Here is a 25489-nt window from a genome sequence, read left to right on the forward strand (position 1 = left end):
AGGCGTAGGAGGCGCCGCCGCCGCCGTGGACGTGCAGGTCGACGAAGCCGGGGACGACGGTGTGGCCGGTCAGGTCGAGGTCGCCGGGCTCGCTCTCCCCACCGCTGCTACGCCTGGTGATGGCGGCGATCCGGGAGCCCTCGACGGCGAGGCGCCCGCCCTCGACGACGCCGCCGGGCAGGACGAGCCGGGCGCCGGACAGGGCAGTACGGTCACGGTCCGCGGTGGTCACGCGGTCACCTCCATCGAGAGCAGATCCCAGGCGAGCAGGCCGGCGCCCAGGGAGGCGGCGGTGTCTTTGAGCATGGCGGGTACGACTTCCGGGGGCATCTGGAAGGTCAGGCGCTCGGTGACCGCCGTGCGCAGCGGGGTGAAGAGGGTGTCACCGGCCTCGGCCAGCCCGCCGCCGACGATGACCGTGGCCGGGTCGAGCAGGCTCTGGGCGAGCACGATGCCGTCGGCCAGGGCGTCGACCGCGGTCTGCCAGACCGCGCGGGCGCGGTCGTCCCCGGCGTCCACCGCGGCGGCGCAGGATGCCGCGTCGGCGTCGGGGTCGCCGCTGGCCTCGGCCCAGGCACGGGAGACGGCGGAGGCGGAGGCCAGCGTCTCCAGGCAGCCGCGGGCGCCGCAGCCGCACTTCGGCCCGCCGGGGCGGACCACCACGTGGCCGATCTCGCCGCCGTAGCCGTGCGCGCCGGCCTCTATCCGGCCGTCGATGCCGATGGCGCCGGCGATGCCGGTGCCCAGGGCGATGAACAGGAAGCGGTCGATGCCGCGGCCCGCGCCCAGCCGGCCCTCGGCGAGGCCACCGGAGCGCACGTCGTGGCCGAGCGCCACCGGCATGGCGGCGCCGCGGGCGCCTCCGGCGGTGTCGGCCAGGCGTTCGCCGAGCAGCTTGCGCAGCGGGAGGTCGCGCCAGCCGAGGTTGGCGGAGAAGACCGCGATCCCGTTCTTCTCGTCGATCGTGCCGGGCACCGCCACGCCGGCCGCCAGCGGGGCGAGGCCGAAGCGGGCGCGGCCCTCGTCGGCGAGGTCGGCGGCGAAGTCGAGGATGGCGGCGACCACGGCGTCGGTGCCGTGTTCCCGCCCGGTCGGTCGGCGTGCTTCGAACAGCACGGAGCCGTCCTGGGCGAGCAGCGCGGCCTTCATGCCGGTGCCGCCTACATCGAGTGCGATGACGTGCTTCACGGGGGACAGTTTCCCTTGGTCGGGTCGAAGAGGTCTAGTCCAGTTGTCGGATTGGTCTGGTCCATACTGGGTGAGCTTTGTCTCGGCTGCGGGGGGTGTGCGGGGCTTTGCGCCGAGCGGTCCGGTCGAGGGCCTTCGTTCGCCCGTTGTTGCGCATCGTGCAACGAACCGGGGCACTTCGGTAACTACTCGACGGGCGGGGGCGAGTGGTGTGGACCAGTGGTGGAGCGGTTTGGCAGTGTGGCGCTCCCCCCTGCCGGATTCCCTCGTCCGGCTGTAGTTCCTTTTGAAGGCGGTACCCGCGTTGGACAGGCGCGCCCACGTTTCCCTCCGTGTGCTCGGAACGGCGCTGGCCGGAGCACTGGTGCTCACCACGGTCAGCGCGTGCAGCGGGCAGGGCGACGGACCGGTCACGCTCAAACTGGTCGCCGCCGACTACGGGGAGAACAGCGAGACCAGCTCCAAGCACTACTGGGACGAGGTCTCCAAGGCCTTCGAGGCCGCCAACCCCGGCATCAAGGTCCAGGTCGAGGTCGACAGCTGGACCGACATCGGCCAGAAGGTCGACGACATGATCGCGGCCGGGAAGTCGCCCGACCTGCTGCAGACCGGCGGCTTCGCCGAACAGGTCGCGGCGGACCGGCTGTACCCGGCCGCGGACGTGCTCTCCATGGACACCCAGGCCAAGTTCATGGACAACTTCTCGCACGCCGGACAGGTGCTGGGCACCCAGTACGGCATCCCCTTCGTCTCCTCCTCGCGGGTGCTCTTCTACAACAAGGCGGTCTTCCGGCAGGCGGGGATCTCGCAGCCGCCGACCACCTGGAACGAGCTGCGGGCGGCGGCCGAGAAGATCAAGGCCAAGGTGCCGGGGGTGACCCCGTACGGGCTCCCGCTGGGGCCGGAGGAGGCGCCGGCCGAGTCGATGCTGTGGACGCTGAGCGGGGGCGGCTCGCTCTCCGACGACGTCGGCAACTACACCATCGACAGCGACCAGAACCAGGCGACCTTCAACTGGCTGAAGACCAACCTGGTCGGCACCGGGCTGACGTACCCGGACCCGGGCAAGATGAACCGCACGCCGGTGTTCCAGGACTTCGCCTCCGGGAAGGTCGCGATGCTCAACGGGCACCCGACGCTGCTGCGGATGGCGTCCGCGGGGAAGATCGACTTCGGGACGGCGCCGATCCCGAAGAAGGACGGCGTGGGGAAGACCGGGAGCCTCGGCGTCGCGGACTGGATGATGGCGTTCAAGGCCAACGGGCACAAGAACGAGATCAAGAAGTTCCTGTCCTTCGTCTACACGAAGGACTACCAGCTGAAGTTCGACGAGCAGTACAACCTGCTGCCGGTGACCCAGGACGCCTTCAGCCAGATGTCCGCGGACCCCAAGCACGCGGACCTCAAGCAGTTCGCGGTCGGGCTGACCAACGCCAGCTTCTACCCGTTCGGGGACCCGGCCTGGGGCGAGGTCAGCAACCGGATCAAGGCGGGGATCGGGCAGGCGGTGACCGGGGACCCGAAGCAGGTGCTCGGCGGGCTGCAGGACGCGGCGGTGAAGGAGGCGGCCCGGGTCCGCAAGCAGTAGGACCGGGGAGGGGCCTGCTCAGGGGAGGGTGATCGCGTAGGCCTTGCGGAGGGTCTCGTGGACCGTCCAGGTGGTGCGGTCGCCCTCGCGCAGGACGGCGCAGTCACCGGGGCCGACGGTCAGGGTCGGGCCGCCCTCGATCTCGATGGTGGCCCGGCCGCTCAGCACCACGAACATCTCGTCGGCCTCGACGTCGGTGACCACGCCCGGGGTGATCTGCCAGAGGCCGCGCAGCTGGCGGCCGTCGGGGGACTCGGCGAGGACCTTCCCGGTGACCTCGGGGGTGCCGGAGACGATCTGGGACGGGTCGAGCGGCTCGGGATCGAGGTCGGCGGTGGGGACGTGGACGGTGAAGCTCGGCGTGGTCATGGGGGTGACGCTAGCCGGGCGGGGGCGCCGGGGCGGGGGGCAGAGTGTGTCGGGGGTGCGGGCGAGGATGACACTTCGTAGCGAGGAGGTGTTGTCGTGGGTGAGCTGAGTGAGCGGGACCGCGCGGTGCTGGCGCTGGAGGGGCGGCAGTGGCGGACGGCGGGAGCCAAGGAGCGGGCGATCCGGGAGGAGCTGGGGCTCTCGTCCACCCGGTACTACCAGCTGTTGAACGGGTTGCTGGACCGGGAGGAGGCGTTGGCCTTCGCTCCGGTGCTGGTGAATCGGTTGCGGCGGGTTCGGGAGGGGCGGCGCGGGGCGCGTTGAGGGGGTGCCGCCGCCGGGGATGGGTAGGGGGCTCGGTATGGGTCTTGACGAGATGGGTGTGCCGGCCACCGGAGCCGGGCGGGACGGGCTGCGGGCGATTCTGGCGGCGCCGGGGGGCACGGTGGTGGCGCTGGACTTCGACGGGACGTTGGCGCCGATCGTGGCGGATCCCTCGCGGGCGCGGGCGCATCCGGGGGTGGTGGGGGCGTTGCGGCGGTTGGCCTCGGCGGGGGTCGCCGTGGTGGTGGTGACGGGGCGGCCGGCGGCGCTGGCGGCGGAGTACGGGGGGTTCGCCGGGGTGCCGGGCCTGGTGGTGCTGGGGCACTACGGGGCCGAGCGCTGGGAGCGGGGCGTGGTGACGGCGCCGGAGGTGCATCCCGGGGTGGCCGGGGCGCGGGCGGCGTTGCCCGAGGTGTTGGAGCGGGCGGGGGCGCCCGAGGGGACGTGGGTGGAGGACAAGGGGCGCTCGGTTGCGGTGCACACCCGGCGGACGGCGGAGCCGGAGCGGGCACTGGAGCTGTTGCGGGTGCCGGTGGGGGAGTTGGCGGCCGCGTACGGGCTGGTGGTGGAGCCCGGGCGGCTGGTGCTGGAGCTGCGGCCGCCGGGGGTGGACAAGGGGGCGGCGCTGACCGGGTTCCTGCGGGAGCGCGGCGCCCGTTCCGTGCTGTACGCGGGGGACGACCTGGGGGACGTGGCGGCCTTCGCGGCGGTGCAGAAGCTGCGGGGGCAGGGGCTGGCCGGGCTGTTGGTGTGCGCCGGGGCGGTGGGGGACGCGCCGGTGCGCGAGCTCGCCGACCGGGCGGATCTGGTGGTCGACGGGCCCGAGGGCGTGGTGGAGCTGTTGACGGCCCTGGGGGAGGCTCTCACCGGGCGTTGAGGGAGGCCCCCGACGCCCGGTGAGGAGACCTCAGCGGGCGTCGAGCCGGCCGAGGGCGTTGAGCTGGTCCAGGAACCACTGCTGCGGGGGGAGCGCGGTGGCCGCGGCGGCCAGGCGCTTGGTGCGGTCTGCGCGCTCCTCGGGGCTCATGGTGAGACCGGTGTGCAGGGCCTCGGCGGTGGCGATCACGTCGTAGGGGTTGACGGTGAGGGCGTCGTCCCCGAGTTCGGCGTGGGCGCCGGCCTCCCGGGACAGGACCAGGGCGCAGCCCTGGTCGGAGACCACCGGGACTTCCTTGGCGACCAGGTTCATGCCGTCCCGGATCGGGTTGACGAGTGCCACGTCGGCGAGCCGGTAGGCGGCCAGGGAACGCGGGAAGTCGTCGTTGACGTGCAGGATCAGCGGCTGCCAGGTCGGGGTGGCGAACTCGGCGTTGATGGCGGCGGCGAGGCGTTCGACCTCGGCGGTGTAGTCGCGGTACTCGGCGAGGTCGGTGCGGGACGGGTAGGCGAAGGCGATGTGGACCACCCGGTCGTGCCACTCGGGGCGGGTGCGGAGCAGGTGCCGGTAGGCCTGGAGGCCGCGGACGATGTTCTTGCTCAGCTCGGTGCGGTCGACCCGGACGATGGTGCGGCGGTCGCCGACGGCGGCGCGCAGCCCGGTGAGGCGGTCGTCCACGTCGGGGCGGTGGGCGCGCTCGCGGAGGAAGTCGGCGTCGGCGCCGAGGGCGTGGACGCCGAGGTGGGTGGTGCGGCCCTGGTGGGTGACGGTGAGGGCGGCGGGGTCGAACTCGGCGCCGAGGAGGTCCTCGCAGCAGGCGGCGAAGGCGCGGGCCCAGCGTTCGGTGAGGAAGCCGGCCCGGTCGGCGCCGAGGATGCCGGTCAGGACGGCCCGGGCGACGTCGTCGGGGAGCATCCGGTAGTACTCGGGCGGGGCCCAGGGGGTGTGGGAGAAGTGGCCGATCCGCAGGTCGGGGCGGGCCTGCCGGAGCAGGGCCGGGGTGAGGGAGAGGTGGTAGTCCTGCACCAGGACCGCGGCGTCCGGGGCGGCTTCGGCGGCCAGCGCGTTCGCGAAGGCGGTGTTGTAGGCCTGGTAGGCGGCCCATTCGGTGCGGAAGGCGGCGTCGAAGGAGGGTGCGGTGGGGGTCGCGTAGAGCAGGTGGTGGACGAACCAGAGGGTGGAGTTGGCGACGCCGTTGTAGGCGTGGGCGAAGGTCTCCCGGTCGATGTCGAGCATCCGTACGGCCTGGCCGCCGACCTCGTGCCCGGCGAGGTCGAGGCGGCCGTCGGGGGCCTCCCGGGCGGCTCTGCGGTCGGCGTCACCGAGTGCGGCGCAGACCCAGACGGCGGTGGGGTCGTCGATCGTGGAGAGGCCGGAGACCAGGCCGCCGCCGCCGCGGCGCAGGGTCAGCGTGCCGTCGTCGGCGGTGCTGAAGGACACCGGTCCCCGGTTGGAGGCCACCAGGACTGGGGCGGTTCCGGTCGCACTCGAACGTTCGGTCGTGAGATCGCCCATGGTTGGCATCTTGCCGGGGGGTGGGGGCCGCAAACGTTTCAGTGCCGGATCGCGTATTCGGGGAGGGTGTGCATCGGGGGGCGCTCCAGGGCCGTCACGGGGTGGGTGTGGGGGGTGAAGATGGGGGTCCCCCCGGCCGAAGGCCGGGGGAGGGTCTCCGGGGCGCGGCTGAACTGGGTGAGGTGGGGGTGGACGAGGTCGGCGGAGGCCTTGAGGCGGTGGGTGCGGTCGAGGCGTTCGAGGGCGGTGCGGTAGATGGTGGCGGCCATCCGGCCGAGGGCCTGGCTGTCCTGGTGGCGGTGGTGCCGGACGCCGACGTCGACCTGGGCCAGGGCGTCCAGGCCGACCAGGTCCAGGGCGTCGACCAGCAGGCCGAGTTCGACGCCGTAGCCGGTGGGGAAGGGCAGCCGTTCGAGGAGTGAGCGGCGGGCCGCGTACTCGCCGCCGAGCGGCTGGACGAATCCGGCGAGCTCGGGCCAGTGGAGGTTGAGGAGGGGGCGGGCGACGAGTTCGGTGACCCGCCCGCCGCCGGCCGGGACGACCGCTCCGCTGTCCGTCTCCAGCGGGCGGTCGTACATGGCCTTGACCAGCTGGATGGACTCGTCGGTCAGCAGCGGGCCGACGATGCCGGAGACGAAGGCCGGGTCGAACTCGCGCAGGTCGGCGTCGACGAAGCAGACGATGTCGCCGCGGGTGACCAGCAGGGAGCGCCAGAGCACCTCGCCCTTGCCGGGGACGACGGGCAGCCGGGGGAGGATCCGGTCGCGGTGTTCCACCCGGGCGCCGGCCTCGGCGGCGACGGCGGCGGTGGCGTCGGTGGAGCCGGAGTCCACCACGACGAGTTCGTCGACCAGGGGCACCCGCTCCATCAGCTCGCGGCGGACGGTGCGGACGATGTCGCCGACGGTGGCCTCCTCGTCGAGCGCCGGGAGGACGACGCTGACGGTGCGGCCGGTGCGCTGTTTGGCCTCCAGCAGGGTGTGCACCGGCCGCTCGGCCGCGCTCCACGAGCGGCGGCGGAGCCAGGACGCCGCCTGCGGGAGGAGCGCGGGGGTCGGTTCGGCGGGCACGGTGACTCTCCTCGGCGGGATAGGTGGAACGGGCCATCTCGCGTGGCGGACGGTCCCGTTCGAGGTTGACGCCTTCGGATACAGTCTTCGTACAGCGGTCGGACCTTCGCACGCCGGGGTCGCCGCTGAACCATAACTTCACAAGCTCATCCAGAGGGACTGAGGGAACGGCCCGTTGACGTCCCGGCAACCTTCTCGCTCGGCTGTCGTCGACAGGCCCCGGCGGGACAGGTGCCAATTCCGGCCTGTGGCGCGCCCGCGCCACGGGGAAGATGAGGAGAGAGGCCTCCGCCATCATGGCTATCGACACTGCCGCACCCGCATCCGTCGACCTCGGCCCCGCCGCCGCGCTGTCGTGTCGGGAATGCGGAACCCGCTTCCCGCTCGGCCCCGACTTCGCCTGCCTGGAGTGCTTCGGGCCGCTGGAGATCGCGTACGAGTTCGGGAGCGAGCGCGCCGAGGAGCTGCGCAAGCGGATCGAGTCCGGCCCCGCGTCCATCTGGCGCTACGCGCCGCTGCTGCCGGTGCCGGCCGACGTCGCTTCGAAGCCCAACCTGAACCCCGGCTGGACCCCGCTGGTGAAGGCCGACAACCTGGGCCGGGAGCTCGGGTTCACCGCGCAGCTGCACATCAAGGACGACTCCGGCAACCCGACCCACTCGTTCAAGGACCGGGTGGTCGCGTGTGCGATCGAGGCGGCCCGGGCGTTCGGCTACACCACGCTGTCCTGCTCCTCCACCGGCAACCTGGCCGGTGCGGTGGGCGCGGCGGCGGCCCGGGCCGGGTTCCGGTCCTGCGTGTTCATCCCGCACGACCTGGAGCAGGGCAAGGTCGTGATGGCCGGGGTGTACGGCGGCGAGCTGGTCGGCATCGAGGGCAACTACGACGACGTGAACCGCTTCTGCTCGGAGCTGATCGGGGACCAGGCCGGCGAGGGCTGGGGCTTCGTGAACGTCAATCTGCGGCCGTACTACGGCGAGGGCTCCAAGACGCTGGCGTACGAGATCTGCGAGCAGCTCGGCTGGCGGCTGCCGGAGCAGATCGTCATCCCGATCGCCTCGGGCTCCCAGCTGACGAAGATCGACAAGGGGCTGCAGGAGCTGATCAAGCTGGGCCTGGTCGAGGACCGGCCGTACCGGATCTTCGGCGCCCAGGCGGAGGGCTGCTCGCCGGTGTCGGCGGCCTTCAAGGCCGGGCGGGACGTGATCAAGCCGGTGAAGCCGGACACCATCGCCAAGTCGCTGGCGATCGGCAACCCGGCGGACGGCCCGTACGTGCTGGACATCGCCCGCCGCACCGGCGGTGCGGTCGAGGACGTCACGGACGCGGAGGTGGTGGCGGCGATCCGGTTGCTGGCCCGCACCGAGGGGATCTTCGCCGAGACCGCGGGCGGGGTGACCGTCGGCGTGCTGAAGAAGCTGGTCGAGACCGGTCAGCTGGATCCGGCCAAGGAGACCGTCGCGATCAACACCGGCGACGGCCTGAAGACGCTGGACGCCGTCTCCGAGGCCGGGATGACCGCCGTGATCCGCCCGAGCCTGGACGCCTTCCGCGCCGCCGGCCTCGCGTCCGCCTGAACCGCCCCCCACCCCGCAAGGAGAGTCATGAGCGCCAACGTCCGCATCCCCACCATCCTGCGCACCTACACCGGCGGCGCGGCCGAGGTCACCGCCGAGGGGGCCACCCTGGCCGAGGTCATCGCCGACCTGGAGCGCAACCACGCCGGCATCTCGGCCCGGATCCTGGACGACACCGGCAAGCTGCGCCGTTTCGTCAACGTGTACGTGAACGACGACGACGTGCGCTTCGCCGAGGGCCTGGCGACCGAGATCAAGGACGGTGCCGGCGTCTCGATCATTCCGGCGGTGGCCGGCGGCTGCTGAGCCGCCCCGCCCTTTTCCGCGCCGCCCGCACGTACGGAATTCGATTCCCCGTATGTGCGGGCGGTCGCGCGTATTTCGGCGGGAATATTCCGGGTCGAGTCGGAGTAGAGTGTGGCTCTGCTGGGAACAGGGCTCCGCTCCCGGCGGACGGGGTGCGTCGCCGGAGGTCGTCCGGCCGCTGAGACCGGCCTGGGCGCCGGGTCGGGAAACATGTCAGGCAGATGTCAGAATTCCTGCAGGCATTTGAGTAATTCGTCCGCTATGTCCGGCGTGCAATGCCGATTTCCTCCCGGTTTGTTCGCTCTTGTCTCTTGGCGGGGCTGCGGAATTCCCGGCGGTTGACCCTGTTGCAGAGGGCGTCGATCCGGATACATTCAGCGGCGGTCGACGTAATCACCCGCTCACGGAAGCCGTCCGGCGCCCCCGTGCGGAGGGTTGCGGCGTGCACGGCTGCGCTCAGGGGGGGTTCCCCGGGCCGGCCTTCAAAACCAGACCCGGGCCCGCGACCTGCGGGCCCGTGAAGGGCCAGCACAGCACTAGGGGAGTTCGGAATGGCTCAGGGCACCGTCAAGTGGTTCAACGCGGAGAAGGGCTACGGCTTCATCGCGGTCGACGGTGGTGCGGACGTCTTCGTCCACTACAGCGCGATCCAGATGGACGGCTACCGCACCCTCGAGGAGGGCCAGCGGGTCGAGTTCGAGATCTCCCAGGGACAGAAGGGCCCGCAGGCGGACATGGTCCGCGCGGCGGTCTGACCCCTTCCGACTCCAGGAGCTCGGCACGGCCCACTACTGGTGGACCTCCTGCTTCTCGACGGGCCCGTACGACACACGTCGTACGGGCCCGTTCGCGTACCCGCGCCGGCCCGGACGGCGGCTCGCGGGTTGTGGATTGGGCTTGCACTCGACCACCCGGAGTGCTAATCATTGGCGTTAGCACTCACAGTGTGAGAGTGACAGCGGACCGGGTCGGTGAGGCCCCCGGGGGCGGTAGGGGAATGGACCTCCGCACACCAGGGCCGTCCGTCGCGGGCACCCCTTGGTCCGAGCAGTCGACCGTGTCCCGGAGGACCACTTCTGATGGCCAAGATCATCGCCTTTGATGAGGAAGCTCGCCGCGGCCTTGAGCGTGGCATGAACCAGCTCGCCGACGCGGTGAAGGTCACGCTCGGCCCCAAGGGTCGCAACGTCGTGCTGGAGAAGAAGTGGGGCGCCCCCACGATCACCAACGACGGTGTCTCCATCGCCAAGGAGATCGAGCTCGAGGACCCCTACGAGAAGATCGGCGCGGAGCTCGTCAAGGAGGTCGCCAAGAAGACCGACGACGTCGCGGGTGACGGCACCACCACCGCCACCGTGCTCGCCCAGGCCCTGGTTCGCGAGGGTCTGCGCAACGTCGCCGCCGGCGCCAACCCGATGGCCCTGAAGCGCGGCATCGAGAAGGCCGTCGCGGCCGTCTCGGACCAGCTGCTGGCCCAGGCCACCGACGTGGAGACCAAGGAGCAGATCGCCTCCACCGCCTCCATCTCCGCCGCCGACACCCAGATCGGCGAGCTCATCGCCGAGGCGATGGACAAGGTCGGCAAGGAAGGCGTCATCACCGTCGAGGAGAGCAACACCTTCGGTCTGGAGCTCGAGCTCACCGAGGGCATGCGCTTCGACAAGGGCTACATCTCCGCCTACTTCGCCACCGACCTGGAGCGGATGGAGGCGACCTTCGAGGACCCGTACATCCTCATCGCCAACTCCAAGATCGGCGGCATCAAGGACCTGCTCCCGCTGCTGGAGAAGGTCATGCAGAGCGGCAAGCCGCTCGTCATCATCGCCGAGGACGTCGAGGGCGAGGCCCTGTCGACCCTGATCGTCAACAAGATCAAGGGCGTCTTCAAGTCCGTCGCCGTCAAGGCCCCGGGCTTCGGCGACCGCCGCAAGGCCATGCTCGGCGACATCGCCGTCCTCACCGGCGGCACCGTGATCTCCGAGGAGGTCGGCCTCAAGCTGGAGAACGCCGGTCTGGACCTCCTGGGTGGCGCCCGCAAGGTCGTCATCACCAAGGACGAGACCACGATCGTCGACGGTGCCGGTGACAGCGAGCAGGTCGCGGGCCGCGTGAACCAGATCCGCGCCGAGATCGAGAACAGCGACTCGGACTACGACCGCGAGAAGCTTCAGGAGCGCCTCGCCAAGCTGGCCGGCGGCGTGGCCGTCATCAAGGCCGGCGCGGCCACCGAGGTGGAGCTCAAGGAGCGCAAGCACCGCATCGAGGACGCCGTCCGCAACGCCAAGGCCGCCGTCGAGGAGGGCATCGTCGCCGGTGGTGGCGTCGCCCTGCTGCAGGCCGGTGTCGCGTTCGACAAGCTGGAGCTGGACGGCGACGAGGCCACCGGTGCCAACATCGTCAAGGTCGCGCTGGAGGCCCCGATCAAGCAGATCGCGACCAACGCCGGCCTGGAGGGTGGCGTCGTGGTGGAGAAGGTGCGCAACCTCCCCGCCGGTCACGGCCTGAACGCCGCCACCAACGAGTACGTCGACCTGATCGCCGAGGGCATCATCGACCCGGCCAAGGTCACCCGCTCCGCGCTGCAGAACGCCGCCTCCATCGCGGCGCTGTTCCTCACCACCGAGGCCGTCATCGCCGACAAGCCGGAGAAGGCCGCCGCGGCCGCCGGCGGCGGCATGCCGGGCGGTGACATGGACTTCTGATCCTGATCGGATTCCGATCGGATCGGCTGATCCTCGTCCGTGTGGGCGGCTCCCTTCGGGGGGCCGCCCACGCGGCGTTTCGGCGTTCCGCCCTTCCGGTGTTCCCACGTTCCGGCGTTTCGGCGTTCCGGCGTTTCCACGGAGAATGGACGGATGGCTTCCGACGACATCGAGACCGCCCTGCACAACGCCCGGGCCCTGATCCTGGCCGACCTCACCGCGCGGGACGTGGCGGACGCCGCCGTCGTCTCGCTGGTGGAGCAGGCCGTCACCCACCGCCGCTGGTGGCTGGAGCAGTGGCCGGACGGCACCGAGTACGTGCTCGGGCTGGTCGCCCAGGACGTCCAGGACGCGTTGCTGGAGGCGTACGGGCGGTGGCCGCTGTGCACCGCCTGCGCGGCCGACGGGGACCCGCACGCGCTGGGCGTGGAGCCCGAGCTGGGGCCGGAGCCGCACTGGGTGTGCGGCAAGCAGGGCGCGGTGGTGGCGCCGGTGGGGGAGTTGGACTAGCTCTCGCCCAGTTGCTGGAGTTCGGCCGCCAGGTTGGTGCGGGCCGCCTCGGTGAGGCGGTGGTGGGCGGCGGGGGTGCGGTAGAGGGCGGGGAGGGCCAGGATGCGGCGCAGCACGGCGGCCCGGCCGGCCCGGAAGTCCGGCTCGGGGACGAAGTCGTACTCCTCGCGCACGGCGGCCGTGTAGGCCGCGTAGGCCTCGGGGCTGCCGCCGAGGACGGCGAGGTCGGCGTCGCAGAGCACCTCGCCGTTGCGGTCGCCGGGGGCCGGGGCGTGGGCGGCGGTGAGCAGGACGAGCCGTTGGACCTCGGCGACGCGTTCGGCCGGCAGGCCGGCGGCGGTCAGCGCGCGGACGGCGAGGGCGGCGCTGCGCTCCTCGTTCTCGGTGCGGTCGGGCCGGTGGACGGCGTCGTGGAACCAGGCGGCGAGCCGGACGGCGTCCGGGTCGGCGGCGTGCCCGGCGAGGTCGTCGACGTGGCGCAGGATCGCGCGCAGGTGCTCGGTGGAGTGGTAGCGGCGCCAGGGCTCGGACCAGCGGCGCAGCAGCTCCCGGCCGTACGGTTCGGGGTCGTCGGTGGCGCCGCAGCGGTGCAGCAGGGCGGTCCAGGCGGTGAGCAGGTCCTCGGTCGGCATGGGGCACATTGTGGCGGACGGGCCCGGCCCGGCACTGGACCTATAGGTAGGTTGACGATATATGTAGTCGTATGACAGAACGCTCCATGCAGGAGCCCACGCTGCTGCTGCTCACCGCTCTGGCCGACGCGCCGAGACACGGCTACGCGCTGATCCAGGAGGTCGCCGCGATCTCGGACGGCCGGGTCAAGATGCGCACCGGCACCCTCTACGGGGCCCTCGACCGGCTGCTGACCCAGGGCCTGATCGAGGTCGCCGCCGAGGAGGTCGTGGACGGTCGGGCCCGGCGCAGCTACGCGCTGACCGATGCCGGACGGGACGCGCTGGCCGCCGAGGCCGGGCGGCTGCGGGCAGTCGCCACCGAGGCCGAGCGCCGGCTGACGAGGATCCGGTCGATGCTGCCGGGAAGGACCGGGTCGCAGGGGCGGCCCGCCGCGGGGGGAGGACTCTCATGACCATGCCGGTGATCGGTGCCGCACCCTCGACGGTGCTGCGGGCCGCGCTGCAGCTCTACCCGGCGCGGTACCGCCGTGAGCGCGGCGAGGAGCTGGCCGAGGTGTTCGCCGACACGACGGCCGAGGGCAGCCGCACGGCGGTCGCCCGGGAGGTGCTCGGCCTGGCGCTGTACGGGCTGCGGGTGCGGCTCGGGCTGACCGGCGCGTCGGCGGCCGGGCGGCTGCTCGCCCTGGTGGCACCGATGATCGCCGGTGCGGTGGTCGGAGCCACCATGGTGCCCTGGCTGGCCGCCCTGGACCGGACCACCAGGTGGCTCGCCTGGGACGACTCGTTCGGCAACCACGTCCGGGCCTTCGCCCCGCCGGCGGCCGCGCTGCTGCTCGGGGTGGCGGCTCTGCTGGGGCGCTGGACGGCCGTTCGGGTCACCGCGCTGCTGCTGGGCGCCGTCGGGCTGTACGACCTGGGCCTGGCCGCCTGGTCGTCGCACTTCGTCGACGCATGGTGGGTCGGCTACATCGGGATGGCCACGCTGCCGTTCGTGGTGGCCGCGCTGCTGCTGGTCGCCGCGCCGACCGACCTGCTGCCCCGGCCGAACCTGCGGACCGCCGGGCTGGTGCTGGCCTCGGCGGTCGCCGGCGGGCTGCTGGAGGCGGCCCAGAACTGGGACGACACGACCTTCCCGCTGGACCTCCAGTGGTTCGTGGTGATGCTGATCGCTCCGACGCTGCTGACCTTCGCCGGTCTGCGCGGGCGGATGGGGCCGGCGGCGGTGGGGCTGGCGATGCTGGTGCTGACCGGGCCCGGCAGCCTGTTCAACATCTGGCGGGAGACCGGCGGGATCTCGCACCTGCTGCCGATGGCGGTGCCGGTGGTGGTCCTGCTGGCGCTGGTGGCGGTGGCGGAGCGCCGGTTCGGCCGGCGGACGGTCCTCGGGATGGTGCCGGGACGGGTGTGACGGGTGTGACGGGTACCCCGTCGCGGTGTGACGGGCACCCCCGTCCCGGTGTGACCGGGGCGGGGGTGTGCTCTCGCCGGGGGCGCGGGGATGTGGCAGGCTGTCTGATATGTCTAGACCAATTTTCGAAGTCATCGCGCTGACGCCCCAGGACGCCCAGGCTGCCGAGTCGGGCGGCGCCGACCGGCTCGAACTGGTCACCGACATGGCCGCCGACGGACTCACCCCCTCCGTCGAGGACTTCGCCCGGATCCGGGCCGCCGTCGCCATCCCGCTGCGCGTCATGCTCCGGATCCGGGACGGCTTCGCCCCCGGCGACCTGGACGAACTGTGCGCCCGGGCCGCCGCGCTGCGGGCCGAGGGCGCCGAGGAGTTCGTCCTCGGCTTCCTCGACGCCGGGGGCGCCGTCGACCTGGCCGCCACCACGGCCGTCGCCGAGGCGATCGCCGGCTGCCGCTGGACCTTCCACCGGGCGATCGACCACAGCACCGACCGGGCGGCCCTGCGCGCCGCCGTCGGCACGCTGCCCGGACTGGACACCTTCCTCACCTCCGGCGCGGCCGCCGGGGTGGACGCCGGCCGCGCGGTGCTGGCCGCCGAGCTGGCCCGCAGCGGCGAACCCGGCTACGCCCAGCGGATCCTGATCGGCGGCGGCCTGCGGGCCGAGCACCTCAAGGAGCTGCGGGCGGAGGGCTTCGACGCCTTCCACGTCGGCGGTGCGGTGCGGACCGACGGCTGGCGGACGCCGGTCGACGCGGCCAGGGTCGCCGAGTGGCGGGCGCTGATCGACGCCTGAGCGGTCGGTTGGTCGACGCCTGAGCGATCGAGAAGGGGCCGGTGACGCCACCGGCCCCTTCTCGCGGTCATCCGAGCTGCTCGGGCAGCGGCTCGCGGTGCAGCACCGTCAGCCCGGAGACGGCGCGGGTGAGCGCCACGTAGAGCCGGCGCAGGCCGGTCCGCTCGTCCGGCTCGCCGGCGACCACCGCGGCCGGCTCGTCCAGCACCACGTAGTCGTACTCCAGACCCTTGGCCAGCGAGGCCGGGACGAGGGTCAGCCGGGCGTCGGCGCTGGTCTCGGCGCCGGGGGAGAGGTGCGGCAGTCCGGCCGCGGTGAGCAGTTCGGCGAGCAGCGGGATCCGGGCGTCGGCGGCGATCAGGCCGGTCGAGCCCTCGTGTTCCAGCGCCTCCCGGCAGGCCGTCAGGACGGCCTCCTCCCACTCCTCGACCGGGCGGATCACCAGTGAGCCGGGGGCGTCGCGGACCGAGGTCGCCGGGGCCAGGCCCGGGGCGATCGCGGGCAGCAGCCGGGAGGCGTAGGCGATGACCTCCTCGGGCACCCGGAAGCCCTTGGTCAGCTCCTCGATGTGGGCCTCCGGCTTGCCCAGGTGGTACAGGGCGTCCGGCCAACTGGCCGTCGCCCAGGGGGTGGTGCCCTGGGCGAGGTCGCCGAGGACGGTGGCCGAGCCGGTGGTGCAGCGGCGGCCGACGGCGCGGTACTGCATCGGGGAGAGGTCCTGGGCCTCGTCCAGCACCACGTGCCCGAGCGAGGGGGTGCGCTGCACCAGGTCCGTCGCCTCGTCCACCAGGACGGCGTCGGCGGGCGTCCAGCGGGCGGTCTTCACCGAGCGGCCGGGCTTGGGCCACAGCACGGCCCGCTGCTCCTCGGCGGTCAGCACGCCCTCGGCGCACTCGGCCAGGAACTCCGGGTCGGAGAGCAGCCGCAGCACCAGCTTGGCCGGGTCGACGGCCGGCCAGCACTCCTTGACCACGGCCTTGACCGCGGCGTTGCGGGCCACCGCGTCCTGCACCCGGTCGTCCGGGGCCTCACCGCCCTGCTCCATCTTCACCAGCACGGCGTGCGCGATGCGCTGCGGCAGGGCGTCCCGGGCGGCGCCGTAGCGGACCTCGCGGCTCTTCAACTCCTCGATGATCTCGATCAGTTCGTAGGCCGGGACGCGCCAGCGGCGGGAGCCGCGGACCACCACGCAGGGCTCGGTGGGCAGCGTGATGCCCGACCGTACGGCCCGGCGCAGCACCTCGGCCATCCGGGCGTCGCCCTTGAGCCGTGCCGCCTCCGGGTCGTCCTCGCCCTTCACCTCGACGTGGGCGACCAGCTGCTGCACGGTGGCCTGGCCGACCTCCAGCTCGCCGAGGGCCGGGAGGACCTGCTCGATGTAGGACAGGAAGGCGTTGTTCGGCCCGATCACCAGGGTGCCGGTGCGGGCCAGCCGCTCGCGGTGGGCGTACAGCAGGTACGCGACGCGGTGCAGGCCGACGGCCGTCTTCCCGGTGCCGGGCGCCCCCTGGACGCAGATGGTGCCCGTGACGTCGGAGCGGACGATCTCGTCCTGCTCGGGCTGGATGGTGGCGACGATGTCGCGCATCGGGCCGACGCGGGGCTTCTCGATCTCGGCGGCGAGCAGGGCCGAGCCGGTCTCCTGCTCGGACGGGTCGGTGAGGTGCTCGTCCTCGTAGGCGGTGAGTTCGCCGCCGGTGTAGCCGAAGCGGCGGCGGCGCTCGACGTCCAGCGGATCGGTGCGGCTGGCCCGGTAGAACGGCTGGGAGACCGGCGCGCGCCAGTCGATCACCATCGGGTCGCCGTCGGCGTCGTGGACGTGGCGGCGGCCGATGTAGAAGCTCTCCCCTCCGCCGCCCTCGCTCAGCTCCTCGCTGACCGCGTGCAGGTAGTCGAGGCGGCCGAAGAACAGCGGGGTGTCGGAGAGGTCGGCCAGGGCGGCGATCCGGGCCTCGATCTGGTTCTGGAGGACGGCGGCGGTGACCCAGGAGCCGGTCACGTCGCGGATGTCGAGGGACTGGACGTCCTCGCGCATCGCCCGCAGCGCGGACCGGGACGCGGACAGGTGGTCGCGTTCGCGCTGGAGGGGGTCGGTGGTGGGGGTGGCGGGCACAGCGAACCTTCCCGGCTGTCCCGGTGGCGGGCGCAGCGGATCGATGGAGCTCACGGTGGGGTACAGCCGACCGGTTGCCGTGCGGTCGGCGCCTCCCCCGGCTGCCTGCGGACGTCAGCAGGTACCACGGTTCGGGAGGGGGCAGACGGACGATCCTAGACCCGTCCGTCTCGGGGTTCCAGCCCCGCAGGTCTCAGGGGGTGTCGGGGGGGCCGTACACCCGGAGGAGGACGGCTGCCTCGCTGGATGCGGCCTTCGGAGTGATGCCCGCGGCCGGTCGGGTGCCTACCGTTGAAGACATGAGCACCGAAACCCCCACCCCCCGCACGGGCCCGGCCGGCGCGACCGCCGTCCAGGGCCGCCACCGCAACCTGCTGGGCACCGCCGTCCGCAACGTCGGGATCGCGCTGGACACCGCCGCGCGCGTGATCTTCCTCGGGCGCGACGGTGTCCGGTACTGAGCGTGACCGTGGTTACAGCACGTCGTCCGCGTCGATGATGCGGTACGCGTAACCCTGCTCGGCCAGGAAGCGCTGCCGGTGGGCGGCGAAGTCCTGGTCCACGGTGTCCCGGGCGACCACCGAGTAGAAGTGCGCCGAGTGCCCGTCCGCCTTGGGGCGCAGGACGCGGCCGAGGCGCTGGGCCTCCTCCTGGCGGGAGCCGAAGGTCCCGGAGACCTGGATGGCCACGGTGGCCTCGGGCAGGTCGATCGAGAAGTTCGCGACCTTGGAGACCACCAGGACGCCGATCTCCTTGTTGCGGAAGGCGTCGAAGAGCTTCTCCCGCTGGGTGTTGCTGGTCTCGCCCTTGATCACGGGCGCGTCCAGGGCCTCGCCGAGCTCGTCCAGCTGGTCGATGTACTGGCCGATGATCAGCGTCTGGTCCTTCTCGTGCTTCTTGACCAGCGCCTCCACCACCCGCCGCTTGGTCGCGGTGGTCGCGCAGTAGCGGTAGCGCTCCTCCGGCTCGGCGGTCGCGTAGGTGAGCCGCTCGGAGTCGGTCAGGGTGACCCGCACCTCGCAGCAGTCGGCGGGCGCGATGTAGCCCTGCGCCTCGATCTCCTTCCAGGGTGCGTCGAAGCGCTTGGGGCCGATCAGGCTGAACACGTCGCCCTCGCGGCCGTCCTCGCGCACCAGGGTGGCGGTCAGGCCGAGCCGGCGGCGGGCCTGGAGGTCGGCGGTGAACTTGAACACCGGCGCGGGCAGCAGGTGCACCTCGTCGTACACCACCAGGCCCCAGTTGCGGGCGTCGAACAGCTCCAGGTGCGCGTACACGCCCTTCCGCTTGGTCGTCATCACCTGGTAGGTGGCGATGGTGACCGGGCGGATCTCCTTCCTGGTGCCGCTGTACTCGCCGATCTCGTCCTCGGTCAGCGAGGTGCGCTTGACCAGCTCGTGCTTCCACTGGCGGGCCGAGACGGTGTTGGTGACCAGGATCAGCGTGGTCGACTTGGCGTGCGCCATCGCGGCCGCGCCGACCAGCGTCTTGCCGGCGCCGCAGGGCAGCACGACCACGCCGGAGCCGCCGTGCCAGAAGCCCTCGACGGCCTGCGCCTGGTACGGGCGCAGCTGCCAGCCGTCCTCGTCCAGGTCGATCGGGTGCGCCTCGCCGTCCACGTACCCGGCGAAGTCCTCGGCGGGCCAGCCGAGTTTGAGCAGCACCTGCTTGATCTGGCCGCGCTCGGAGGGGTGCACCACCACGGTGTCCGGGTCGACCCGGGCGCCGACCAGCGGCGCGATCTTCTTGGAGCGCAGCACCTCCTCCAGCACCGGGCGGTCGGTGGTGGTCAGCACCAGCCCGTGGGTGGGGTGCTTGAGCAGCTGGAGCCGCCCGTAGCGGCCCATGGTGTCGGCCACGTCCACCAGCAGGGCGTGCGGCACCGGGTACCGCGAGTACGTCACCAGGGCGTCGACCACCTGCTCGGCGTCGTGTCCGGCCGCCCGGGCGTTCCACAGCCCGAGCGGGGTCACCCGGTACGTGTGCACGTGCTCGGGCGCCCGCTCCAGCTCGGCGAACGGGGCGATGGCGCGCCGGCATTCGGCGGCCCTGGGGTGGTCGATCTCCAGGAGGAGAGTCTTGTCGCTCTGGACGATCAAGCAGGACACACATACCTCCGTCATTAGGATCGCCCCGTGACCGACCCAACCAGTTCCACCCCGAGGGCAATGCCCCGAGCCAGGCGCCGCAAGGGCGTCCCGGCCAGCGCACCCGGGATGCGCGCCGCTATCTATGTTCGCCTATCGCGGGAGACGGAGGAGACGACTTCTCCCGAGCGGCAGCGCGCGGCCTGCGAGCAGCTGTGCGCGGCACGCGGCTGGACCGTGGTCGCAGTCGAGGAGGACATCGACGTCTCCGGCTTCTCGCGGGGACTGGAACGGCCGGGCCTCCAGAAGATCCTGGAACGGCTCGACGGGTTCGATGTGATCGTGTTCTTCAAGATCGACCGACTCGCCCGGTCCACGGTGGACTTCGCCGAGATCATGAAGATCACCGAGGCGCAGAGCGTTGCCCTGGCGTCGGCGACGGAACCGCTGGACCTCACGTCGTCCATGGGACGGGCCATGGCGAAGGTGATCGCCGTCTTCGCCGAGCTGGAGTCGGACACCATCGGCATGCGGGTCGCCGGCGCCCACGAGCACCTGCGGCGGGAAGGCCGCTACACCGGGGGACGCGTCCCCTACGGCTACGAGGTGGTCCCGAACCCGGACGGTGCGGGCAAGGTGCTGGTCGTCAACCAGGAGGAGGCCAAGACCATTCACACGATCGTGAAGCGGGTGCTGGCCAAGGACTCGTTGATCCAGATCGCCATCGACCTCACCAAGGCCGACATCCCTTCGCCGGGGCACGCGTCGCGACAGACCACCGGCAAGCGCAGCAACTTCAAGAAGTGGTACACGACTTCACTGCGGAGTCTGCTGAGCAACCCGCAGTTGCTCGGGCAGGTCATCGAGGACGGCAAGCCGATCCTGCGAACCGATGGGCTGCCGCTGGTCAACCGGCCGCCGATCCTGGACATGGACACTTGGCAGGCGCTCCAGGACGAATTGGGCCGCCGCTCGAACAACCCGGGCGAGCGCAGGCGGGAAGCGACATCGCTGCTGCGTGGGATGGCCCACTGCGCCCTGTGCGGGTTCCGGATGTACACCTACGTGGCGAGCGGGCGGACACGGTACCGCTGCATCGGTCGGCTCAAGAAGCGACAGGGCGGCGTGGCGGTCGACTGCTACGGCGTGAGCATCGCGGGCAAGGGGATGGAGGACCACGTCGAGGCGGAGTTCCTTCGGAAGTTCGGCCGTCTTCCCGTGGTGCGGGTGGTGGAGCACGCAGGGGAGAACTTCCGGCCGCAGATCAGGCAGGCTGAGGAAGCGCTGACCGACCTGGAGAAGGACCGGTACGAGCGCGGTCTCTTCAAGGGCGGCGACGGCGCCCAGCGGTACGCGACGCAGTACGCCCGCCTTGAGGAGCGGATCGCGGAACTCAAGGAACGGCAGCGGAACGCGAAGCCGGCGGGGACGGAGGTGGTCCCGATCGGCAAGACGCATGAGGAGGTCTGGCGGGACGCCGACGTGGCCGGGAAGCGGGACCTGTTGCTCAGCACCGGCGCGTACGTCGAGGTGGCCCCGGCGGAGAAGGCGGGCAAGGTCTTGGACCTGAGGCGGCTTGCCCTCTACTTCGGAGAGGAGGGGATGATGCGGCGCTCTGTCGCCGGGAAGGTCGTGGCCGACGAGGAAGCTGTAGCCCAAGGCGAGGATCTGTCGGAACCCGGGCGGTGACGGACTGAGGAACGTTAAGCGGTCTGCCTTCGGAGAGCGCCGAAGGCAGGCCGTCCTATGTGCGGTTGAGTTGCTACTGAGTTTTCGCCGCTCAGCCACTGCTACGGGTGGCTGCTGCGCCTTGGCCTCGCTCCGAGGCGAGCTGATCGGCCAGCAGCCTCTCTGACTGGAGAAGTGCATCTAGTATCTGGCGCGAGGTCTGCTCAAAGGGATCCTCCACCTCAACGCCGAGATCGTGTCGAAGAGTGACGCGAAGCAGGTACACGCCGTCGGACAGCGGTCCGTTGAACCATGCCTTGCCTCGTTCGCACGCTGCGTTGCGGTCGGGGCTGCTCGGCAGTTGCTTGACGACTGAATAGCCGAGGCCGAGAGACCGGTTGAGGTCTGACACGATGCTCAACACTTTTTTCGGCAACATCATTTGGGCTTGGGCATACTGATCGGCCCACGCCTCCTTCGCCGCGTCGAGAGTCTGAGCGTCAGTGTCCTCGCCGCGTTCGGCAGCGTAAACAGCGTCCCTGGCCGCTGCCCGATAAGCGCGGGCTGCGGCGTTGAGCCGCGCATACTGGTCGCGCTTCGCCTCCAGGGCGCGCTCGTCACGTTCTTGTTCGCGTTCACGCTCGGTGCGTTGGTTCTGCTCGGCGATCTCCGCGCGGCGGGCGCGTTGGCTGAGGACGGCTCCACCCAGGGTTCCGCTCAACGTTCCACCGACGCCGATGACCGCCACAGCAAGTGTAGTGATGTCCACTAAGTCCCCCCGCGGTCCGACTGGTTCACCTGTCAATGGCGACTGGTCGCGACCAATTATGGCCGTCACCAGCCCCTCGGCTCAGACCGCTCGGCGTCCCGCAGCGGCCCGGGGTCAGGGGGAGGGCGGAGTACTTGGCGCCGGCGCACTCGGCCAGGGCCGCACGCAGCTCGGTGAACAGGGCGTCCGAGCGGGACGCGTTCCGGCTGCGCATCGGACGGCACACGATGTAGCTGTAGCCGTCGGGGGCAGGGCTCGAAGCCCTGCGCCGCTGCCAGCTGCTTCGAGGGGGGTGGAGCCCGGCTGGAACCAGACGACGAGCTGGTCCCCGGACCCGGGGCCGGTCACGCTGACCCGTTCGACGGTGGACCACGGGATGACCACCTGACCGTGCCTCAGTTTCAGCTCGGGCGGATGCCGGAGACGAGCGAGGAGATCGAGGCTGAGGTTCGACTGCGGGACACGGAGCGTCGCTGGGAGGTTGAGCTTAAAGACCGAACGCATCGAGCTGAACTCGCCCATCAGCACGTGGCTGTTGCCCGCCGTGCTGAGGGCATCCGTGGGTGGGTGTTGGTAGCTGTCGTTGTGGCGATCGTGATCTCTCCGTGGGCTGCGATGGTTGCCGCCGTGCCCGCAAATGACTTCAGCATGTACATGGCGCCTGTGACGGGGATCGCCGGAACGATCATCGGTTACTGGTTCGGACAAGGAGACCGAGTTCGGGGGTTGCCGGGGAAGTTGGAAGTTCCGGATTCGACGCCTTCGAGCAGGAGGGAGGGGTAAGTCTGGACGATGAGCGGTCCGTCGTTCACGCGGGGGAGCCCTCCACTGGCTGACATGCTGGATGTGACCGGCCGGGATCGCCGGGCCGGACTGACGCAGACCCTCCAGTGTCGCTCATTCCACCCGGAATGTGTCGGGCTGCTTCCACTCGTAGCGGATGGCCGGGCGCGTCAGTTCCTTCGAGTGACCACGATCCGTACTCGCTCGTTGAACCGGCCATGAAGAACTCGAAGCGCGTTCTCACCGCCCTGGCCCTGATGGGCACGGCCTTCGCCGCCACCGCCGCCTCGGCGGGCTCCGCCCATGCTCTCGCGGGCATCGGCGAGGGCCCCGGCGGCCTGCTGGCCGCCCCCGGATTCCTGATCGCCGACCAGGTCGGCGGCGGCTCGCTGCCGGTCGGGCAGGGGGAGATCGGCAGCCTGGCGGACCAGGCGGTCAAGCAGAAGATGAAGGAGTCGCAGGGGCACTGAGGCACCCGCTGTCCGCCGTCGCTATTCGTCCAACTCCGCGACGCCGGTGATGCGGTGGAGGGCGAAGGTGCGCAGTTCGTCGGCGTGGTGGTCGAAGGCGGTGACGTAGCCGCCTTCGACCTTGACCGGGTCGATGATGCGCTGGCTGGCGATGCCCTCGGCGTTGAGGTAGCCGATCCACATCCGTTCGCCGAGCAGGACGGCGGTCTGGAGGGCGGCGAGGGTCTCGGCGGCGGCGGTGCGGGGGAGTTGGCGCGGGTCGGGGGCGGTTTCGCGGCGGGTGGCGGTGGCGGCGCGGTCGCCGGCCCGGATGGCCTTGATGGCGGCCGCGAGGAGGGTGTCGTCGGGGGTGGGCGGGCCGTCGGGGACGGGCACGGGGGCGGTGCGGGGCGGGGTGCGGTGGCTGTCCGGGCGGCTGATCAGGACGTCGCCCTCGGCGGATTCGGCGGCCGGGGCGTAGCCCATGGTGCGCAGGGCGGCGAGCAGGACGTCCGGGGCGGCCTGGGAGGCGAGGACGGTGGGGGCGAGCAGGCGCAGTCGCAGGTCGGCGGAGCGGCGGTCCGCGAGCACCTCGTTGAGCAGGGCGGGGTCGTCGCAGCGCAGGTAGGAGGAGGCGGCGCCGACCCGCAGGATGCCGTGCCGGCGGGCGACGTCGTCGATCAGGTAGGCGAGCGGCTGGGGGACGGGTGTGCGGCTGTGCTGGGCCAGGAAGGTCTGGAGGTCGGCGGCGGTGCGGCCGGCGTCCAGGGCGCGGCGCACGGACGTCGGGGTGAAGCGGTAGACGGTGGCGCCGCCCTTGGACTCGATGTCGGCGCACAGGGCGAGCGCCTGGGCGAGCGGGGTGAGCAGCGGGCCGGGGGCGATCGCGGTGAGGTCCGGCTGGAGGATGACGTGGTCCAGCGGCTGGGGCAGCAGCGGGGCGAGCACCTCGGCCGGGTCGGACTCGGCGGTGAGCAGGGCGCGGGCGGGGGCGGCGAGGGCGCCGCGGCCGGTGATGCCGAGCAGTTCGGCCTCGGCGAGGGTCCAGGTGGTGAGGTCGTCGCGGAACTCGTGGCCGTCCGGGCCGGTGGGGCCGCCGCGCAGCGGGCGCTGCCAGCGCAGGGTGGGCAGCAGCTCCGCGGCGGTGGCCGGGGTGCCGGGCGGGAGTTCGGCGAGCAGGGCGAGGGCGGCGCGGCGGACGGACGGGGCGAGGGTGCGGTCGAGTTCGGGGCCGAGGGCGGCGCGCGGCTTGCCCTTGCCGTCAGGGGTGCCGGTGAGGGCGGGGACGCGGGTGGCGGCGAGCCAGGCGCCGGCCAGGACGGACCAGCGCTCGGCGGTGTCCAGGTGCAGCCAGCTGTCGTAGCCGGGGGTGGGCGCCCAGCATTCGTCGGCTTCGCCGTCGGGGGCCAGCAGGCCTGATGCGTAGGCGAGTTCGACCCAGAAGGCGGCCTGCTGCTCGGTGGTCTCCAGGGTCTGGGCGGCGCGCTTGAGGTCCCGTACGCCGAGGCCGCCGGCCCGCAGGGTGGGGGGCGGGGTGAGGCCCCAGGTCTCCAGGAGTTCCTCGACGGTCTTGACGGCGGTGTGCGCCTGGCCGGCCGCGGCGCTGTCCACAGCCTGTGGATCGCGCGGGGGCGTAGCGGGCGCGGGTTCGGGCTGGAGCGGCTCGACGGTGCGGTGGGTGCGGCCGCCGCGCAGGTGCAGGGCCAGCTCGCGGGGCAGTACGACGCTGCCGGGGCTGGTGGGCAGCAGCAGGCCGCGGGCGAGCAGCCATTCGACCGGGCTCTGCGCGTCCTCGGCGGTGACCGGGCGGGTGGCGTCCGGGACGGTGCCGGTGGGCGGGCCCCAGACCAGCCGGTCGAGCAGTCGCAGCGCGGGCTCGGGGGCGGTGTCGAGCAGGGCGGCGCAGCGGGTGCGGTCGGTGAGCAGGGCGGTGAGGGCGGCGACCGCGGTGACCGGGTCCGGGGTGGCGGGCTGGCCGGCCGAGGCGAGCAGCTGCTGCAGTCGGGCCGGGGACATGCCGGTGGTGGCGTCGGCGAGGGTCGGGCCGAGGCCGGTGCGGCCGGGGTTGGCGGCGGTCGGGGCGAGCGCCTCGCGGACGGCGAGCACCAGCCGCAGGCCGTTGTCGGGGCCCCAGAGCAGCGCCCGGTCGCGCAGCACGGCGATGGCGCGGGGCAGGGCGGCGGCGACGGCGGAGCGGTCGGCCGGGGTGAGCGGGGTGGCGCCGGGGTGCGGCTTGACCTTGGCCGGGCCGGTCAGCAGGGTGCGGAGGGTCGCCAGGGGGGTGCCGTCCGGGCAGGTCGCCAGCGCCTCGGCGACCTGGAGGGTGAACCGGTCGAGCCGCTCCAGGGCGCGCAGGGCGGAGGCGCGCGAGGACAGCCGGGCGGACAGCTGGGTGAGGTCGCCGGGGACGGGGTTCAGCAGGTCGGGGCGGGAGCGGAGCAGGGCGGCGAGCGCGTCGTCGGGGCGGGCGCGCAGCTCCTCGGCGAGGGTGCGGGGGCCGGCGGGCTTCCTGCTCTGGCGTTGAGGGCCCTGCTGTGTGGTCATTCGACCTAGGTTAGTCGGGAGCGCGGACGCTGGGATGCCTCGTGCGCCGGGGGCCCGGGGACTCGCGCAGGGCGGCGCGCGCTGGGTAGCGTCCTGGACGAGGGCGGTCGGGTACGGGCGAGGCGGGGTGTCGGTGATGACGGACGGCGAGTGGTGGCGCAAGAGCGGGCCGTGGAGCGAGCGGTCGGGGGGCGGGGGTTCCCCGGGGCCGTCC

The 25489-nt window shown here is 72.1% G+C and carries 24 protein-coding genes, 1 pseudogene and 1 riboswitch; of the genes and pseudogenes, 15 read left to right on the forward strand and 10 right to left on the reverse strand.

Annotation, left to right across the window (positions count from 1 at the left end; all coding sequences use genetic code 11):
• Nucleotides 1-232 (reverse strand): annotated as a pseudogene (locus ACZ7BZ_RS15430) (N-acetylglucosamine-6-phosphate deacetylase); the annotation flags it as partial.
• A complete protein-coding gene (locus ACZ7BZ_RS15435) occupies nucleotides 229-1188 on the reverse strand; it encodes an ROK family protein (RefSeq protein ID WP_470358777.1) in 960 nt (319 codons plus the stop codon). The gene ACZ7BZ_RS15435 and the pseudogene ACZ7BZ_RS15430, both read right to left, overlap by 4 nt.
• Nucleotides 1189-1522: 334 nt before the next feature.
• Here ACZ7BZ_RS15435 and ACZ7BZ_RS15440 point away from each other — a divergent pair, with 334 nt between their 5' ends.
• The gene (locus ACZ7BZ_RS15440; RefSeq protein WP_470358778.1) at nucleotides 1523-2776 is read left to right on the forward strand and encodes an extracellular solute-binding protein; all 1254 of its coding nucleotides are present in this window, start codon (nucleotides 1523-1525) and stop codon (nucleotides 2774-2776) included.
• An 18-nt stretch (nucleotides 2777-2794) separates the two neighbouring features.
• Here ACZ7BZ_RS15440 and ACZ7BZ_RS15445 read toward each other — a convergent pair whose 3' ends face one another.
• On the reverse strand, nucleotides 2795-3145 hold the full coding sequence (locus tag ACZ7BZ_RS15445; RefSeq protein ID WP_470358779.1) for a cupin domain-containing protein: 351 nt from the start codon (nucleotides 3143-3145) through the stop codon (nucleotides 2795-2797).
• A 96-nt stretch (nucleotides 3146-3241) separates the two neighbouring features.
• On the opposite strand from ACZ7BZ_RS15445, the gene ACZ7BZ_RS15450 reads away from it, so the two are divergent.
• Together ACZ7BZ_RS15450 and otsB are read left to right on the forward strand one after the other, a co-directional pair.
• Nucleotides 3242-3469: a DUF3263 domain-containing protein gene (locus ACZ7BZ_RS15450; RefSeq protein WP_380463108.1), complete on the forward strand. Its 228-nt coding sequence runs from the start codon at nucleotides 3242-3244 to the stop codon at nucleotides 3467-3469.
• Between the two features lie 37 nt (nucleotides 3470-3506).
• Nucleotides 3507-4346, forward strand: a complete 840-nt coding sequence (gene otsB, locus ACZ7BZ_RS15455) for a trehalose-phosphatase (protein WP_470358780.1) — start codon at nucleotides 3507-3509, stop codon at nucleotides 4344-4346.
• A gap of 30 nt (nucleotides 4347-4376) precedes the next feature.
• Here otsB and ACZ7BZ_RS15460 read toward each other — a convergent pair whose 3' ends face one another.
• Nucleotides 4377-5861, reverse strand: a complete 1485-nt coding sequence (locus ACZ7BZ_RS15460; protein ID WP_470358781.1) for an alpha,alpha-trehalose-phosphate synthase (UDP-forming) — start codon at nucleotides 5859-5861, stop codon at nucleotides 4377-4379.
• Between the two features lie 38 nt (nucleotides 5862-5899).
• On the reverse strand, nucleotides 5900-6931 hold the full coding sequence (locus ACZ7BZ_RS15465) for a glucosyl-3-phosphoglycerate synthase (RefSeq protein ID WP_470358782.1): 1032 nt from the start codon (nucleotides 6929-6931) through the stop codon (nucleotides 5900-5902).
• 143 nt (nucleotides 6932-7074) lie between these two features.
• Nucleotides 7075-7210: riboswitch (SAM riboswitch) on the forward strand.
• 17 nt (nucleotides 7211-7227) lie between these two features.
• Here ACZ7BZ_RS15465 and thrC point away from each other — a divergent pair.
• From thrC to ACZ7BZ_RS15490, 5 genes are all read left to right on the forward strand, one after another.
• Entirely contained in the window at nucleotides 7228-8508 is a 1281-nt protein-coding gene (thrC, locus tag ACZ7BZ_RS15470) for a threonine synthase (RefSeq protein ID WP_470358783.1), read from the forward strand.
• 27 nt (nucleotides 8509-8535) lie between these two features.
• Nucleotides 8536-8814: a MoaD/ThiS family protein gene (locus tag ACZ7BZ_RS15475; protein ID WP_188308228.1), complete on the forward strand. Its 279-nt coding sequence runs from the start codon at nucleotides 8536-8538 to the stop codon at nucleotides 8812-8814.
• Between the two features lie 551 nt (nucleotides 8815-9365).
• The gene (locus ACZ7BZ_RS15480; RefSeq protein WP_030289665.1) at nucleotides 9366-9569 is read left to right on the forward strand and encodes a cold-shock protein; all 204 of its coding nucleotides are present in this window, start codon (nucleotides 9366-9368) and stop codon (nucleotides 9567-9569) included.
• Nucleotides 9570-9893: 324 nt separating this feature from the next.
• Entirely contained in the window at nucleotides 9894-11516 is a 1623-nt protein-coding gene (groL, locus tag ACZ7BZ_RS15485; protein WP_470358784.1) for a chaperonin GroEL, read from the forward strand.
• Between the two features lie 153 nt (nucleotides 11517-11669).
• A complete protein-coding gene (locus ACZ7BZ_RS15490; protein WP_380463123.1) occupies nucleotides 11670-12026 on the forward strand; it encodes a hypothetical protein in 357 nt (118 codons plus the stop codon).
• Here ACZ7BZ_RS15490 and ACZ7BZ_RS15495 read toward each other — a convergent pair.
• Nucleotides 12023-12658, reverse strand: a complete 636-nt coding sequence (locus tag ACZ7BZ_RS15495; protein ID WP_470358785.1) for an HD domain-containing protein — start codon at nucleotides 12656-12658, stop codon at nucleotides 12023-12025. The genes ACZ7BZ_RS15490 and ACZ7BZ_RS15495 overlap by 4 nt on opposite strands.
• 71 nt (nucleotides 12659-12729) lie before the next feature.
• Between ACZ7BZ_RS15495 and ACZ7BZ_RS15500 the strand changes: the two genes are divergently transcribed.
• The 3 genes from ACZ7BZ_RS15500 to ACZ7BZ_RS15510 all read left to right on the forward strand — a co-directional run bounded on the left by ACZ7BZ_RS15500 (nucleotide 12730) and on the right by ACZ7BZ_RS15510 (nucleotide 14865).
• Nucleotides 12730-13113, forward strand: a complete 384-nt coding sequence (locus ACZ7BZ_RS15500; RefSeq protein WP_380463128.1) for a PadR family transcriptional regulator — start codon at nucleotides 12730-12732, stop codon at nucleotides 13111-13113.
• On the forward strand, nucleotides 13110-14069 hold the full coding sequence (locus ACZ7BZ_RS15505) for a hypothetical protein (RefSeq protein WP_470358786.1): 960 nt from the start codon (nucleotides 13110-13112) through the stop codon (nucleotides 14067-14069). The genes ACZ7BZ_RS15500 and ACZ7BZ_RS15505 overlap by 4 nt, the downstream gene beginning before the upstream one ends.
• A 109-nt stretch (nucleotides 14070-14178) precedes the next feature.
• A complete protein-coding gene (locus tag ACZ7BZ_RS15510; protein WP_470358787.1) occupies nucleotides 14179-14865 on the forward strand; it encodes a copper homeostasis protein CutC in 687 nt (228 codons plus the stop codon).
• Nucleotides 14866-14932: 67 nt separating this feature from the next.
• Here ACZ7BZ_RS15510 and ACZ7BZ_RS15515 read toward each other — a convergent pair whose 3' ends face one another.
• Nucleotides 14933-16978, reverse strand: a complete 2046-nt coding sequence (locus tag ACZ7BZ_RS15515; RefSeq protein WP_470358788.1) for a HelD family protein — start codon at nucleotides 16976-16978, stop codon at nucleotides 14933-14935.
• Nucleotides 16979-17277: 299 nt separating this feature from the next.
• Here ACZ7BZ_RS15515 and ACZ7BZ_RS15520 point away from each other — a divergent pair, with 299 nt between their 5' ends.
• Nucleotides 17278-17439 (forward strand): hypothetical protein, encoded by a 162-nt coding sequence (locus ACZ7BZ_RS15520; RefSeq protein ID WP_380463637.1) that lies wholly within the window; start codon nucleotides 17278-17280, stop codon nucleotides 17437-17439.
• Between the two features lie 12 nt (nucleotides 17440-17451).
• On the opposite strand, the gene ACZ7BZ_RS15525 is transcribed toward ACZ7BZ_RS15520, so the two are convergent.
• Complete coding sequence (locus tag ACZ7BZ_RS15525) at nucleotides 17452-19098, reverse strand: DNA repair helicase XPB (RefSeq protein WP_470358789.1); 1647 nt, start codon at nucleotides 19096-19098, stop codon at nucleotides 17452-17454.
• Nucleotides 19099-19110: 12 nt separating this feature from the next.
• Between ACZ7BZ_RS15525 and ACZ7BZ_RS15530 the strand changes: the two genes are divergently transcribed.
• A complete protein-coding gene (locus ACZ7BZ_RS15530; protein WP_470358790.1) occupies nucleotides 19111-20751 on the forward strand; it encodes a recombinase family protein in 1641 nt (546 codons plus the stop codon).
• Nucleotides 20752-20842: 91 nt separating this feature from the next.
• Here the strand turns inward: ACZ7BZ_RS15530 and ACZ7BZ_RS15535 are convergent, their stop codons facing one another.
• On the reverse strand, nucleotides 20843-21499 hold the full coding sequence (locus ACZ7BZ_RS15535) for a hypothetical protein (RefSeq protein ID WP_470358791.1): 657 nt from the start codon (nucleotides 21497-21499) through the stop codon (nucleotides 20843-20845).
• Between the two features lie 414 nt (nucleotides 21500-21913).
• Between ACZ7BZ_RS15535 and ACZ7BZ_RS15540 the strand changes: the two genes are divergently transcribed.
• Together ACZ7BZ_RS15540 and ACZ7BZ_RS15545 are read left to right on the forward strand one after the other, a co-directional pair.
• Nucleotides 21914-22282 carry a hypothetical protein gene (locus ACZ7BZ_RS15540; protein WP_470358792.1) on the forward strand — a complete coding sequence of 123 codons (369 nt, stop codon included), beginning with the start codon at nucleotides 21914-21916 and terminating at the stop codon, nucleotides 22280-22282.
• A gap of 218 nt (nucleotides 22283-22500) precedes the next feature.
• On the forward strand, nucleotides 22501-22752 hold the full coding sequence (locus tag ACZ7BZ_RS15545; protein ID WP_380463641.1) for a hypothetical protein: 252 nt from the start codon (nucleotides 22501-22503) through the stop codon (nucleotides 22750-22752).
• Between the two features lie 21 nt (nucleotides 22753-22773).
• Here the strand turns inward: ACZ7BZ_RS15545 and ACZ7BZ_RS15550 are convergent, their stop codons facing one another.
• A complete protein-coding gene (locus tag ACZ7BZ_RS15550) occupies nucleotides 22774-25275 on the reverse strand; it encodes a helicase-associated domain-containing protein (protein ID WP_470358793.1) in 2502 nt (833 codons plus the stop codon).
• Nucleotides 25276-25489 lie beyond the last annotated feature (214 nt).

The organism is Kitasatospora sp. NPDC036934, from assembly GCF_055608425.1.